The 14036-nt window shown below is 43.4% G+C and carries 12 protein-coding genes and 4 tRNA genes; 5 read left to right on the top strand and 11 right to left on the bottom strand.

From position 1 onward, the window contains the following. Positions 1-1513: 1513 nt before the first annotated feature. Both E8M12_RS07850 and E8M12_RS07845 read right to left on the bottom strand, forming a co-directional pair. Positions 1514-1993 (bottom strand): hypothetical protein, encoded by a 480-nt coding sequence (locus E8M12_RS07850; protein WP_169303073.1) that lies wholly within the window; start codon positions 1991-1993, stop codon positions 1514-1516. 18 nt (positions 1994-2011) lie between these two features. Then, a complete protein-coding gene (locus E8M12_RS07845) occupies positions 2012-3058 on the bottom strand; it encodes a tetratricopeptide repeat protein (RefSeq protein WP_136735533.1) in 1047 nt (348 codons plus the stop codon). 480 nt (positions 3059-3538) lie between these two features. Here E8M12_RS07845 and E8M12_RS07840 point away from each other — a divergent pair, with 480 nt between their 5' ends. Further along, positions 3539-3835, top strand: coding sequence for a hypothetical protein (locus E8M12_RS07840; RefSeq protein ID WP_136735532.1), 297 nt, complete (start codon positions 3539-3541; stop codon positions 3833-3835). Between the two features lie 447 nt (positions 3836-4282). On the opposite strand, the gene E8M12_RS07835 is transcribed toward E8M12_RS07840, so the two are convergent. The 4 genes from E8M12_RS07835 to E8M12_RS07820 form a co-directional block, all read right to left on the bottom strand. Continuing rightward, positions 4283-4358: transfer RNA gene (locus E8M12_RS07835), tRNA-Val, on the bottom strand. Between the two features lie 50 nt (positions 4359-4408). Then, positions 4409-4484, bottom strand: a tRNA-Val gene (locus tag E8M12_RS07830). A gap of 41 nt (positions 4485-4525) precedes the next feature. Beyond that, positions 4526-4601: transfer RNA gene (locus tag E8M12_RS07825), tRNA-Val, on the bottom strand. 33 nt (positions 4602-4634) lie between these two features. Beyond that, a tRNA-Val gene (locus tag E8M12_RS07820) sits at positions 4635-4710 on the bottom strand. A gap of 510 nt (positions 4711-5220) precedes the next feature. On the opposite strand from E8M12_RS07820, the gene E8M12_RS07815 reads away from it, so the two are divergent. Both E8M12_RS07815 and E8M12_RS07810 read left to right on the top strand, forming a co-directional pair. Further along, positions 5221-5583 carry a DUF3718 domain-containing protein gene (locus tag E8M12_RS07815; RefSeq protein ID WP_136735531.1) on the top strand — a complete coding sequence of 121 codons (363 nt, stop codon included), beginning with the start codon at positions 5221-5223 and terminating at the stop codon, positions 5581-5583. Between the two features lie 172 nt (positions 5584-5755). Then, entirely contained in the window at positions 5756-6187 is a 432-nt protein-coding gene (locus E8M12_RS07810; RefSeq protein WP_169303072.1) for an RNA-binding S4 domain-containing protein, read from the top strand. Between the two features lie 69 nt (positions 6188-6256). Here E8M12_RS07810 and E8M12_RS07805 read toward each other — a convergent pair whose 3' ends face one another. Next, positions 6257-6739 (bottom strand): GNAT family N-acetyltransferase, encoded by a 483-nt coding sequence (locus tag E8M12_RS07805; protein WP_136735529.1) that lies wholly within the window; start codon positions 6737-6739, stop codon positions 6257-6259. Between the two features lie 22 nt (positions 6740-6761). After that, positions 6762-7910, bottom strand: coding sequence for an acyl-CoA dehydrogenase family protein (locus E8M12_RS07800; protein ID WP_136735528.1), 1149 nt, complete (start codon positions 7908-7910; stop codon positions 6762-6764). 972 nt (positions 7911-8882) lie between these two features. Between E8M12_RS07800 and E8M12_RS07795 the strand changes: the two genes are divergently transcribed. Both E8M12_RS07795 and E8M12_RS07790 read left to right on the top strand, forming a co-directional pair. After that, on the top strand, positions 8883-9605 hold the full coding sequence (locus tag E8M12_RS07795) for a CoA transferase subunit A (RefSeq protein ID WP_136735527.1): 723 nt from the start codon (positions 8883-8885) through the stop codon (positions 9603-9605). A gap of 2 nt (positions 9606-9607) precedes the next feature. Beyond that, positions 9608-10264 carry a 3-oxoacid CoA-transferase subunit B gene (locus E8M12_RS07790; protein ID WP_136735526.1) on the top strand — a complete coding sequence of 219 codons (657 nt, stop codon included), beginning with the start codon at positions 9608-9610 and terminating at the stop codon, positions 10262-10264. 84 nt (positions 10265-10348) lie between these two features. Here the strand turns inward: E8M12_RS07790 and E8M12_RS07785 are convergent, their stop codons facing one another. From E8M12_RS07785 to E8M12_RS07775, 3 genes are all read right to left on the bottom strand, one after another. Beyond that, entirely contained in the window at positions 10349-12220 is a 1872-nt protein-coding gene (locus E8M12_RS07785) for a DUF3604 domain-containing protein (RefSeq protein WP_136735525.1), read from the bottom strand. Between the two features lie 109 nt (positions 12221-12329). Beyond that, positions 12330-13325 (bottom strand): glutathione S-transferase family protein, encoded by a 996-nt coding sequence (locus E8M12_RS07780; RefSeq protein ID WP_136735524.1) that lies wholly within the window; start codon positions 13323-13325, stop codon positions 12330-12332. 151 nt (positions 13326-13476) lie between these two features. Further along, positions 13477-13905, bottom strand: a complete 429-nt coding sequence (locus E8M12_RS07775; RefSeq protein ID WP_246034057.1) for a DoxX family protein — start codon at positions 13903-13905, stop codon at positions 13477-13479. Between the last annotated feature and the right edge of the window lie 131 nt (positions 13906-14036).

The raw sequence follows: 14036 nt of genomic DNA, 5'->3' as shown, positions 1-14036 counted from the left end.
ATCTACTATCTCCAGTAGAGTATGAAACACGCTATCAAGAACAACTCAGAAGTGTCTAAGTTATTGGTGGCGATTCATACTTTAGACTAGACCCAATCCAACGTGTGGACTTGGGTAACCTAGTCTGAGGTGAATAATCATTCACGTAAGTTAAAATAAGGTATAGAGAAATAGGTACAATAATTAAAATGTAAAAGTCCTTGTGTTGTTCTCTGTCGTATATAAACGATAAAATACCGAGTATTAAACAAAGAACTGTTATCGCTACTAGCGATAAAAAAAAGAGCGCAATAAGGGTGTAAACTAAAACCTCCATCATTACCAATTATTTCTCCCTAAGTCAGTTTTACAATCTGAAAAATACATCCTTTGCAAAAGAGAACTTCAAAATCTAAAAGCACATATCTTTAGCTGCGTAGGAATAGAAGTTCAAGCATTGAATCCAGACATGATTTGGTGCGATTGAATGACTCTAAATCGCTCGTTAGAGGCATTAACCTTTTCAATTAGTTGGATGCCCTAACTTTGAATATCTGGATAATAAAAAATATAAGGAACACATTGAATAAAACACATGAGAGCAATAAAGCCATTTCAACATGTGATTGCATTGTCACGTATAGTTTGTCTTTAGTATCCATGAGGCTTTTAAACTCATTAACCTGAGCTACCAAAACATCCACATTTAACTCGTGATTATTAGGGTATGGAGAAGGTTTAAATGTCTCGATTTGATTTTCAAACACATACAACTTCGCAAGAATTAGAGAAGTAATTGATATTCCTAAGCCACTGAGCATGAGCATCAACTTTGATAATATGCTTTTAGAAAGTAATAATTTCATATTTTTAGTTGATAGTTTTTCTTCTTTTACTGATGAAGTGTTTTCAATGATAGTCTTGCTGAACGACTCTAGATCGCTCGTTAGAGACATTAACCTTTTCAACACGTTAACGTCAAATCTGTGAAATTTTGATCATAGTAGTATTTTATTAGCAGCGTTTTTTAATAAGAAAAAACCACCAAACAAAGCCTATTAAGCCAGACATAATTGCCCCAAATAATGAGCGAGTTGCGTAATACAGGTAGCCATCGGCTGTGATGTGTCCATTAGCGACGACTTGTGCGTTGGAAATATACTGCACTTGAATACCACTCAAAACATATGGTGTGAGTTTCAAGAAGAGTAATACCAGGAATCCTATTATTGAAGAAACGATTAAGTAATGCCAAAGCTTGTTTAGCTTTTTGAACTTAAGGATAAAAAACGAAGGTACAAGGACTATTAGCGTCGGTATAGCCGCGAATATCAACCAAGTTATTGTAAAAGCTACGATGTCCATATTCACTTCCGCTTGTCGCTCGTTAGAGACATTAACCTTTTCAATCTATTAACGTCAAATGAGTTTAAGGATAGCGTTGCACTCACCAGTTGAATCCGCAGCCACTAACTGCCCGTTAGCAATTGCTAATATACGTTGGTTTAGAGGCGTGTAACGCCATAGTCTTTTGTTATTTGTCTATTCCACTTTCTGTGGGGCCAACATAATCGTAGCCGTGAAATTTATAATAATAATGCTCCAATTTCTCTAGTGTTATAAGGCTAGCGGCTAGATAGGGTATAAACAAAATGAAAAGGAAAAACCAAATAAGACTATCCCCATGAATGTAACCATACTCATGAATAAACCAACTATTTAAATCAAATTGCAATAACAGTTTTGCCCCAACACTGAAACCCACCATAGAGAAGTTAACCAAAAACCAGAGAGTTTTATTGCCTTGCCAAATTATTTTGGATGTTTTTGAGATAAAAAACAGATATGAAAGATAAGTTGCAATTAGCAGATAAGCCCACAATCCCAAGAAGAATTCGCTCGCAAGAATAATAAAGGAGTAAAAGGCAGGGTTTAAAAAGTATCGTTTTTGCCTGTACATGAAACTTTCAGCGTTCTGAATAATTTCGTTTGGTAAAGATGTAACGGTTTTCATAGACATATAACGCCGCATTCAGTGGCTTGTCGGCCGCAATGATTTGTTAGCAGCTACTATTTCTACGTGTGGCTTGATAACTTCTTGATATCCCAAAAGACCAAATGATACAGCATGATCTGGTTCAAAAAGCATTGACTGATTATCCAAGAATGAGCCAACCAATTCTCTTTCACTATCATGATTAAATCTGTGAGCTGCTTCAGCTTTTGCTAGCGTACGAATATCTTCAAGCCATGGGAAATCGTTGTTCGAAAGCTCAACGGAATTAATTTTATCCAATGCCTCCTGAAAGGTTTTCGATGAAAAAGATTCGAACAAAGCAATTTTAAAATCATTATATGAAGTTGATCCATTATATTTTCTTATCCCATCTTGCCTAGAGTGTAAAAGCTCTATCATTTTTCTAAAGTCATTATCAAGAATTGCTGCAAGCTCTGTTTTCAAAAAATCAAAATCATAATCATGGCAGCAGCTACTTATGTCCGAGGTTACAGACTTAAGGGTTTCTTTATTATCTGATAAAATGCAATGTGCAGCTAAGTGAGACCAGGCAGTACCAAAAAATGGCAACCCGCGTACATATAAAAAGTGATCATCTAATATTTTTACTTCCTTATATATTTCGAAAAATCTATTTAAATACTTAATGCCTCTCTCATATTCTGAAAAAAGATAAGCATACCTACTCATCGCCAATGTAAATTCACGAGACACTTTGGGAAATAGACATTCATCGAACAAGGGAAAGGCTTTGTCGGGCAGTCCGAGAAATATATATTCTTGAGCTAAAGAAAATCTGATCTGACTACTTTCAGGGCAAGCATCAAGTCCCTCTTTGAACCTATCTGAGGCCAACTCATGCTCACCTCTTTGAAAAGCACATATTCCATATAAATGATGCCAAGACTCAGTCTCTTTCTCATTGAGAGGATCTTTTTTAATTTGTAAAAGGCCATCTTCAAGTTTATCGATTTGGCCTTTGTCTTGGAGGTCATTAGCCAACTTATCTACAATATTTCTATCGGGATCAATTGTTTTTTTTCTAAATGGATTCCAAATCACTCTCAACTTTCCTTGTAGCTACTGCCAATTTAATAGTGTGCAAGTTGCGTATTTTTCTGCACAAACCTTGCTCACTTTTCTGATTACTACGTTTTTATCAAATTTACTAAGTTTCTGCTAGGTAAGAAAATAATTGATAGTTTGATGAGTGGTATAAGGACAAAAATGCGCAAATTGCTCATTTTCCTGAATATGGAGGAAAGCTTATAGTTCAGAAGCTAACAAAGAAGAATTTTACAAAACATCAACGGACGTTGTTCGCTCTTTGCAGCCCTCTTTAATTCTCTCAGGCTACTGTGTTTAGTCTTTTATAGCAAATGCGGTATCTGTCTAACCTAACAACCTAGCCACTTTTAGTTCATTAATAGAGATACACTGTATTGAATCAACATTCTTCCTCTTGGTGGTCTATATTTTTAACTCAATGATTAAGCTTCACATTGCACATAAGACATTTGCTAAAATCTGAGGAACGATTTAATGAATAAATTAGCTACCACTCTTACATTTACGGCACTTTTAGCATTACCGCTTACCGCTGCTTCGAAACCTAAAAACCCTCAACAGGCTTGTTGGGGTCAGGCTAGTAAAGTTTTTGCACAAACAGGAGAAATGGGGAAGCATAGCGCAGAACAGCCTACTCCCAGATTAGGGCTTCGTAATTTAGCGCGAGCACTCTACGAAGCAGGTGTTATCGCGGACGATAGTATGGAGGCTTTGGGAGTATTTGTCGCTGATGAATTAGGCTTGTCTATTGAAGCTTGTATGAATTTTTAATATTTGAGTGATAAAAACATTTCTCTGCGCTGCTGCAGTTAATCGAGCTACATTTTCAGTCGGGTCTATCGCACAGAGTTTGATGATTAGATTGAAAAACCGTAGCTCGCTTACAGCAGACATCGGTATCCGCCACATTCACTATGTAATTTACTGATTAGTAATCGAAAGTAAATCTAAGTGCCATGATCAACAATTAACACGATAAGAGCCCAAAAAGTAGAGATATTTAAGTCTTGTAACTTACCGCTCTCATCTTCGATGAACTGAACATTTTTCCTGAGAGTACACAACCAAAGGTTGTTCCGAGGACGCGACAAAAACGTCACTTCGGGTACATAATCGAAGATTATTTCGGGTACGCGATAGAAAACATCACTTCGAGTAAGACGTCTTTATACTTACAGCTTACAGCTTACAGCTTATGGCTCTCATCTACGATGAGCATGGTGGACGGTACTGGGCTCGAACCAGTGACCCCCGCCTTGTAAGGGCGGTGCTCTCCCAACTGAGCTAACCGTCCAGGGAGATGCCGTGCATCAAGCACGTTAATATTGAATCATCCGAAGATGATGGTGGACGGTACTGGGCTCGAACCAGTGACCCCCGCCTTGTAAGGGCGGTGCTCTCCCAACTGAGCTAACCGTCCAGGGAGATGCCTTAAGAAAATCTTAAGTGGTAATGCTTAAATGGTGGACGGTACTGGGCTCGAACCAGTGACCCCCGCCTTGTAAGGGCGGTGCTCTCCCAACTGAGCTAACCGTCCATTTAAGACATTCACAAACAGACCATGAAATCATGGTGGACGGTACTGGGCTCGAACCAGTGACCCCCGCCTTGTAAGGGCGGTGCTCTCCCAACTGAGCTAACCGTCCGTCTGTGTGGTTGCGTATTATAGGGATCGGCAAAAACCTGTCAACACAAAGTTTCAATAATTTCCGAAATTACGTTTGTTTGCCGAAATTTACAGCAATTAAATTTTGAAAATATAAATTTGCCTGATTAATACCCAATACCCCGCCAGCATCGTCAATATAGGTAAACCATTGAAGGTGCAAGACGCCCTGTTGTTCCAGTTAACGAGTCGACTTTTAAAATTCGTGCTCCACTACACGAAAAAAGTCGTAATAAAGTGTGGGTGAATGTAAAAGAGTATTTGTAAAGGCCCTTTACTCCCCCCTGACAGATTGTTCAAAAAACCAACAACCACAATACGTTAAGCAAATACTCGATATAGAGCAGCTGATATATCACTGAAATAACTTGTTACATCCCGTCAAAAACCATTAGCAACTTTTTACCGTTAATGTGCCATCTATATAGGTGTTACCCATTAACAACTTCTTTACAATCTGTTGTGTGTAAAGCAACTAAGGAAGAAAACCATGAAAACTTTAAAAGTAATCGCAACAACTGGTCTTATCGCTTCATTAACAGCGTTTAGTGTCAATGCACAAGGTGCTTATAGCAGCTACATGGAGACCGCTCTGATTGATACTTGTCGAGCAGCCCTGACTGACAGTACATTTAAGCTTCGCAAGACTCTTGATGAATATAACCTGAAAGCGAAAACGGTTGCCTTAGGCCTGGTTTGTAATGGTGAAGACGTGATTACTTTCGCCGCCAACCGTGGTGCAACTAACACAGCCGATTATATGAATGAGAAACTTGATGGCGCCAGCATTACCGACTTAGCGGCCAATGATCGCGTCATTTATGAAGTAACATTTGAAGACGCGCCTGAGTAATTCAGTTCGAAGTTTATTATCGTTTATACTCCCCTGGTAATCGATAATAGCACCCCGGCAGTTATTCCGGTTAATTTCGGAATCAGGGGTGCGTCCCTTTCAACGACGGTTCCGGTAAACCCTGGCTCTGTGTTAAACTTAGCACCTTACCCTGGATTGCAAGGAACCGACATTGTCAGACTTTATTGAATTGGATGAAAGCGATATACAAACCATCGACGTTCATACGGAACCGCTGGAGCTTTATAAGCTGTTAAAGATCGCCAATTTAGTTGGCGGCGGCGGTGAAGCGAAAATGTTGATCGCAGATGGCTACGTGGGTGTAAATGGAGAATTGTGCCAGCAAAAACGCAAGAAAATTTATCAGGATGATCTGGTGGAATTTAATGGTGAGTTTTTGCAGATTCGCTTGCTGGATAAGCTTGAACAAACTGCTGAGCCAGTAGCTTTGTTGCAGACAGACGATAATCATGCCTCAAAGACAGGCAAACACCGGGCGAAGCAAAATAAGACCCGCAGCGCCGATAAGGGCTCCAAAGCAAAAAGCTCTGAAAAATCCAAATCGAAACAGTCCACTTCTGGCCGGCGTTCGATCTCATTCTAGCTATTATTGATTTTTGTGAATCACAGGGGCCAAAGGCTTTGGCCCCTGTCGGTTAGGTATCGCCCTTTCTTACAAGGCTTTTTCCCAAAACTCTGCCTGACCTAATTGCGGATCTAATTCGTATCCGGAAAATCCAAACTTGGTATAGCTTTGTCTGGCAACCTGGTTGCCTTGCAACACTTCTAACGTCAACTTGCAGCAACCCTTTTGCTTGGCAATTGACTCAGCGCGAGTCAATAGTTGATGGCTTAGCTTCTGACCACGGAACTCCGGTAGCACGGCAATATCATGAATATTTAGCAGTGGTTTGGCTTTAAAGGTAGAGAAACCGAACACACAGTTGCAAATCGCTGCAGGCTTATTATCGACATATGCCAACAAGGTTAAGGTGTTGGTTTGTTCAGCAAGTTTTTCACACAAGTTTTCCCGAACATAATCCGTCAAGGGCTCATTGCCACCCATCGGATCTTCGGCATAGGCGTTCAACAAAAAGATTAAATCTTTACAATGTTGCGGGTTTTTATAATCGGCAACAATCACTTCTACAGACATTTTGGATCCTTCTACCCTTCGATTAGCGTAATACATCTCTGGCAATAATTAAGCGCTGGATTTCGCTGGTTCCTTCATAAATTGAAGTGATGCGAACATCACGGGCATACCTTTCTAATGGGTATTCCTTGATGTATCCGGCACCGCCCAGCATTTGCAACGCATCGTAACAGGCTTTATTGGCTTTTTCACTAGCAAACAGTTTCGCCATTGATGCCTGCGTCGCAAAGCTTAGCCCCTGCTCTTTCAGGCTTGCCGCCTGCATCAATAACATGCGCGCCGCTTCCATCTCTGTGTAGCGGTCGGCAAGCATCCATTGTAACCCCTGGAACTTTGCCAGTGACTGACCAAACTGATGCCGTTCCTGAATAAAATCTTTCGCATAATCCAGTGCCGCCAGGCCAACGCCAAGCGCCAGAGAGCCAATCCCAATGCGACCACCAGCTAACTCGGATACGGCGATGGCATAGCCCTTGTTTTCCTGACCAAGCAGGTTGCTTGCAGGTACCCGGCAATTTTCAAAATGAACTTCATTGGTGGGAGACGCCTTTTGCCCCATTTTATCTTCTGGTTTACTGATGGTGAGTCCCGGACTGTCAGCATCAACAAGGAAGCAGGAAATGCCTTTACCTTTCGGGGCCGCTGCGTCCGTTACCGCCCAAACCACAAATACCCCGGCAATGGAGCCACTGGTAATGTAAATCTTGCTGCCATTTAAAATGTAGTCATCACCGTCTCTTGTGGCCGTAGTCTTCATTGCTGACGGATCGGAGCCTGCCGATGGTTCGGTTAAGCAAAATCCACCCGCTAAAAACTCACCCGAGCAAATCTTTGGCAGATAGGTTTGTTTTTGTTCTTCGTCACCAACGGCCTGAATTACTTCTGCCACCATGTTGGTCACCGAGGTTGTCACTGCCGTTGCGGCACAGGCTTTGGCCAGTTCGGTAATCGCCAATGAAAATGCCACGGTACCGGCCTCTACACCGCCGTATTCACCATCAATGTTAAGTCCCATAAATCCAAGTTCTGCCAGCTTGGCGAGATTGGCGTTAAACAAGTCTTCATCAGGTTTTGCATCTAACTGGGCGGCAACCGGCGCCAGTTCTGATTGGGCAAACTTCATTGCCATATCCTGAATCATTTGTTGCTCGTCGGTTAAGCAAATTTTCATCGACTATTACCTTTTATAAGAATTCTAATGGCGCAACCATACACCTGATTGACGGCAGACGCCAATGCCCGGCGCAACGCCAGCTGCGGTTGGTGTATTTAAAAATGGACAACAAAACACTACTGCTCAGCGGTCTTGCGCGTCAGCTTGAGAGACAAACGTCGCGACAAACGCAACGTTAGGGTGACAAAGCAAAATTTAAACCGCCAAAATTCTGCTTAGGTGTCTATTCGAAATCAATTAATTCGAATGGTGGAAGAAAAGCCAAAAGCCTTTGTTCGTCATACCCTGCTACGACAGGGTATCTTGACTCGGCTGCTAACAAGAGATCCCCACTTACGTGAGGATGACGGGAAATTTTCAATGAAAATTTAGGTTCTCGTTTCAGGTTTCGGATCGTGAACGGCTTTTGCGTTAAGCTACGAGCACGCTGACAAGTCAGCTCCTGGCACACTATGTTCCTAGCATGCAAAATCAAAGATTTTGCGCCTAGATAAAGGCATCTTTAGCTGCAATTTCAAGCAAGGCACACCATTATTTCCGTCATACCCTGCTACGACAGGGTATCTCGACTCGGCTGCTAGCAAGAGATCCCCACTTACGTGAGGATGACGGGAAATTTTCAATGAAAATTTAGGTTCGCGTTTCAGATTTCGGGTATCAGGTTTCAGGCCTCAGGCCTCAGGCCTCAGAAAAAACCACATGCCTTTGTTGTCAACCCTAGAGTACCGTTGTCACCTTTAGTCACCCTTAGACAACCTCCGTCACCTCCCCCTCGGGGTTCAGGTTTTGTAAACTTTGTTTTCCGTAAATTCGCCTGCCAATCCCACTTTCGAACTATAAGCCGTTGAGTTCGGCAATTCTTTGATACATTATCATTCCAGATAATCGACATGTTGGTATTTTTTCATGGTGCATACCAACATCATTTAATAATGACACCCGAATCATCGGGGATACACAGGAGTTTTTATGGCAGGTTTTAACAAGGTCGTAAATTCATACCAGGAAGCGTTAGCTGGCCTGGAAGATAATATGACGTTAATTGTCGGCGGCTTTGGTCTATGCGGCAACCCGGAAAATCTGATTAAGGAAATTAAACGTCGCGGTACAACCGGTCTCACCGTGGTATCTAATAATTGTGGTACCACAGAACACGGCCTGGGCATCTTATTATTCGATAAACAGATCAAGAAGATGGTTGCTTCTTATGTTGGCGAAAACGATAACTTTGAAAGCCAGATGATGAGCGGTGAACTGGAAGTGGAATTAACCCCACAAGGCACACTAGCGGAGAAAATGCGCGCCGGCGGTGCTGGTATTCCAGCCTTTTACACCGCAACCGGCTACGGTACGCCAGTCGCCGAAGGTAAAGAAGTTCGTGAATTTAACGGCAAAAAATACATTCTGGAAGAATCGGTAACCGGTGATTTTGCTTTGGTTAAAGCCTACAAAGCAGATACTTATGGCAACCTGGTGTTTCGTAAGACCGCGAGAAACTTTAATCCATTAGCCGCCACAGCCGGTAAAATCACCGTCGTGGAAGTAGAAGAAATCGTTGAACCAGGCGAGCTTGATCCCGATGAAATTCATTTAAGCGGTATCTACGTCGATCGATTAATCAAAGGTGATTTTGAGAAAATTATCGAACAACGCACGGTAAGGCCTTCTAACCAGTCAGAGCAAGGAGCATAATCATGGCGTTATCAAGAGAACAAATCGCTCAACGTGTGGCTCAGGAATTAAAAGACGGTTATTACGTGAACCTGGGTATTGGTATCCCGACCCTGGTGGCTAACTACGTACCTGAAGGTATTGAAGTTATGTTGCAGTCGGAAAATGGTTTATTGGGAATGGGCCGCTTTCCAACCGAAGAAGAAGTCGATGCCGACTTAATTAATGCCGGTAAACAAACGGTTACCATGACGGCAGGTGCCTCCTTATTCGACAGCGCCGAGTCGTTCGCGATGATCCGTGGTGGTCATGTTGATTTAACCGTATTGGGTGCCTTTGAAGTTGATGTAGAAGGCAACATCGCCTCATATATGATCCCAGGCAAGCTTATCAAAGGCATGGGCGGTGCGATGGATTTGGTTGCTGGCGCGGACAACATTATCGTGACTATGACCCATGCGTCAAAGCACGGCGTGTCGAAACTGCTGAACAAATGTACCCTGCCACTAACCGGTAAAGGCTGCATCAAGAAAGTACTCACCGATTTGGCGTTTATCGAAATCAAAGACGGTAAGTTCCACTTGCTTGAGCGCGCTCCTGGCGTCAGCGTTGAAGAAATCCAGCAACTGACCGAAGGTGAGCTTGTCGTTAACGGCGAGATCCCGGAAATGCAGTTCTAAGTAACACCGAATCTATCGATAAAAAACGGCTTGCATTGCAAGCCGTTTTTTTGCTGAGTGATCAGTAATTAATGTGGAGTGGTATTACTGGCCGCTATACCAGATAGGACTGCTCCAGGCCCGTTCCTGAATGGTTACCGGTAAGTCATCCCTTGGATCCTGACCAAGAGCAATGGCATCTAGGGTTGACCATCTCGGTGTTGGAATTTCCAGTGCTCGCACATAATAAAAGGCGTGCTGTGACGCATCGAACTCAGGATCCTTCCAGGTTAACAGGAATGAACTGGCACCGATGTCATTAGTGTAACGTCCGGTGCTGATATCCACCGTAGACTTCAGCATTTGCGAACCATCAGTGCGATTGTCCGATAAGGCAACGTCATAGATTTTTTCCTGCGTATTACCATTACCGTCTACCCAACCTTTGATCACTTGCACCCGGTCCAGGTTAGCCCCATTGGCTTCCTTCATCGCCTGAATCACGAATACTGGTGAACCACTGGCCATGCCGGATAATTCTCCTCCCATTGCAACGCCCTGCTCATAGACGACACTCTCCCAGCCATTATTTTCCAGGATGTCGTCATCATAATTAAATGACGCAAAAAACCTGACCTGCATGCGGGTACCTGAGGTGCCAAAGGTTTCCTTGTTTCGCATCGCCGTAAAAATGGCATCACGGGTATTTTCTGTCGCCCAGACACCCGCCAGGCCACCGGAGCTAAACTCACGTATCTGCTGCTTTGAGGCTTCCTCATAACCCGGAATCCCATTTAAACGGTGCTCGCGGTTAAATTCGCCGGCAAACTTGCCAGTATAGTTATCTTCTTCCACCGATGAAGCCGCATTGTGGGTATCCGAGTCGCCGATTACCCCATATTTAAATGGATTACCCTGGTTATTCATATCAAACTTCAGGCCATCGAGATAGGCTTGTCGCAAATAACTGCCCTGACGTTTTGTCGGCCGCTCGGTAATGGCTGACAGGGTGTAATCCCAAAGCTCAAAGTCGGCAAACTCATCATTTGGCGATAAATCGGGATGGGTCTCCGATGTGCCTTTGATCTGGCTGATTTCATACAAGGGTTCGTTTTTGATCCGGTTTTCGGAATATTCTTTACTGATTTCATTGCCGTAAGAATCGGTTAACTGAAACATCAAACCGTCACTGGCATTACCATTGTGGGGAACAGCTAGCAGATTTGCGCCATTGCTTCTAGCAGTATTCATATATTTCCATAAATCTTCGGGCTTGTTTGAATCCAAAGTTGAAAATGGTAGTTCTGGAATACCTTGTTTGCCATTAAAGATAACAACGCGATGCAGGTTTCGATTATCCGGTGCCGATGTCCATTCAAATGCCGGAAAGGTGGTAAAACTACCCGGCTGATAATGTTGCTCGGCAATGTTGATAATATCCTGCCAAATGGATTTGGATAACTCAGGATCGCTAAGCTGTGGATCCGATTTTCCTCGGTTCATATCATCGAGCACCCGGGCAAATGCTTCAAACGCGACGGCAGAATCGTCTGAGGTAATATCTTTGGCGATTTCCAGTTTACTAAATGGGCTATCGGGATCTTCCATGTTTTTAAACACCCCCATGTATTCGGCATGATCCGATACCGCATACCAGTCCAGGGGACGTTTGATTTTCATCATTCCTCCCTTTTTGGTGGCAGGAATCGCTTCACCCTTGGCCCAGCGATAGGCATCATCGGGAGAGGTCGGGCTACCATTGGTATAGCCATCAAAGGACCAGGACGTATGCACGTGCAGGTTGCCAAAATACGCCTGCTTGCCAGAAGCTGACATTGAAGTGCCTGCATCCTCTTTCACCAACGCCGACGAACTGTCGTTGGTGGTTGATTGTAGCTCTGGATCATCACTCTGCCCACAAGCGACAAGTAACAGTGTCGATACAACCGCCAGGTAACCGTAATTTAATCTTCGCACTTTAACCCCTGGGAATATAAGTTCTTTCGATCCCAAAAGTATAGACGACGAACCGGGTATTTAATTAAATACCCAGCCCGTCATCTATCGTCAAAATACCTGGCTTGGACTAATGGCCTCGATAATGGGGTTCTGAAAAATCCAGAATTGGCCCTTTAGGAACGACACCGGTGGGATTGATCATGTCATGACTCTCATAATAATGGTGCTTGATATGAGTCATATTGACGGTTTCGGCAACCCCCTTCACCTGGTAGAGCTCCCGCAGGTACCCGGAAATATTTGGGTAATCGGCAATACGACGTAAATTACACTTAAAATGCCCGACATAGACCGCGTCAAAGCGGATCAAGGTAGTAAACAATCTCCAGTCGGCTTCGGTAATCAAGTCGCTGACCAGATAGCGTTGTTTGCCGAGGCGATTTTCGATGCTGTCCAGGGCCGAGAACAATTCACTGACCGCTTCCTCATAAGCGGACTGGCTGGTTGCGAATCCAGCCCGGTAAACACCGTTGTTGATATTGGGATAGACAAAATCGTTCATCGCATCAATCTCATCCTGAAGTTTTTCAGGATAAAAATCCCAGGGCTTAGCTCCCAGAGAATCGAACGCCCGGTTAAACATACGGATAATTTCCGAAGATTCATTCGAGACAATGGTGTTCGTTTCTTTGTCCCATAATACCGGCACCGTAACCCTTCCCGAATAATTGGGATCCGCCTGGGTGTAGACCTGATGCAAAAATTCCTTGTCGTTTATATGATCCTTGATGTCGACCCAGTCCGGATTGTCGTTATTTTCCTGCTCAGCGAATGTCCAGCCATTCTCCTTCATCAGGTAATGGACCACCGACACCGAAATCATCGATTCCAGTCCCTTTAATTTGCGAAATATCAAGGTTCGGTGCGCCCACGGGCAGGCCAGGGAAACATACAAGTGATAGCGACCTTTTTCGGCTTTAAAGCCCTTTTCGCCATTGGGTCCGGTTCCACCATCGGCCGTTACCCAGTTACGAAACGCCGATTCTTTGCGAACAAACTTTCCACCGGTTGACTTGGTATCGTACCATTGGTCTTGCCACTTGCCATCGACTAATAAGCCCATTTTCTGTTCCTTCTCTTTGTGCTGATACCCAGATGATTTTGCTATTCCGGTTATTTAGAAAATCTAACCTGGGGAATGGGTCAGGTCTGCAAAATGCAAGGGTTGCAAGAACCAACACCTGACCATAAGACTCGTTGATTACCTTGTAAATTTATTGGCGATTGTCCAAAGAATATGCGCCGGCCCCCAGGGCAAATACCATTAATAAGCCGCCCATGACCGAAGTGTTTTTCATAAACAATAACATTTGCATCTGATCGGCGAAGTTAGCATGAAATAACACATTGGCGATCAGCGTAAATGCAAACAATGCTATTGCCACCAGTCGGGTTTTAAAGCCAATAATTAGCAACAGGGCGCCAACAACCTCTAAGGCAATCACCAATGGTAACAACAACCCGGGAACACCAACGCTCTCCATAAATGCCTGGGTTCCCTGATATTGGCCAATTTTATTTAACCCTGCCACTAAAAACATTAACGCCAGTAAAAATCGTCCTAACGGTGCGGCGAACTGAAACAGTGTACTGTCAGTTGCGGCATGTGCTGAATCGGTTGAAATGCTTGTGGTAGTCATCATCTTTCTCCTATGTGATATGCGTTATGCAGCAATAGGAGATATAATAAATCAATTTATTCGAACTAATATTAGTTAATTTCGACATTAACACTCTAAATAATAGAACGATTAGATTTTCACAAGCCTGGATG

The sequence above is a fragment of the Thalassotalea mangrovi genome (assembly GCF_005116735.1).
Taxonomy (GTDB): Bacteria; Pseudomonadota; Gammaproteobacteria; order Enterobacterales; family Alteromonadaceae; genus Thalassotalea_A; species Thalassotalea_A mangrovi.
The sequence above is the reverse complement of the archived record's forward strand: the minus strand, read 5'-3'. Positions and strand labels throughout refer to the sequence as shown.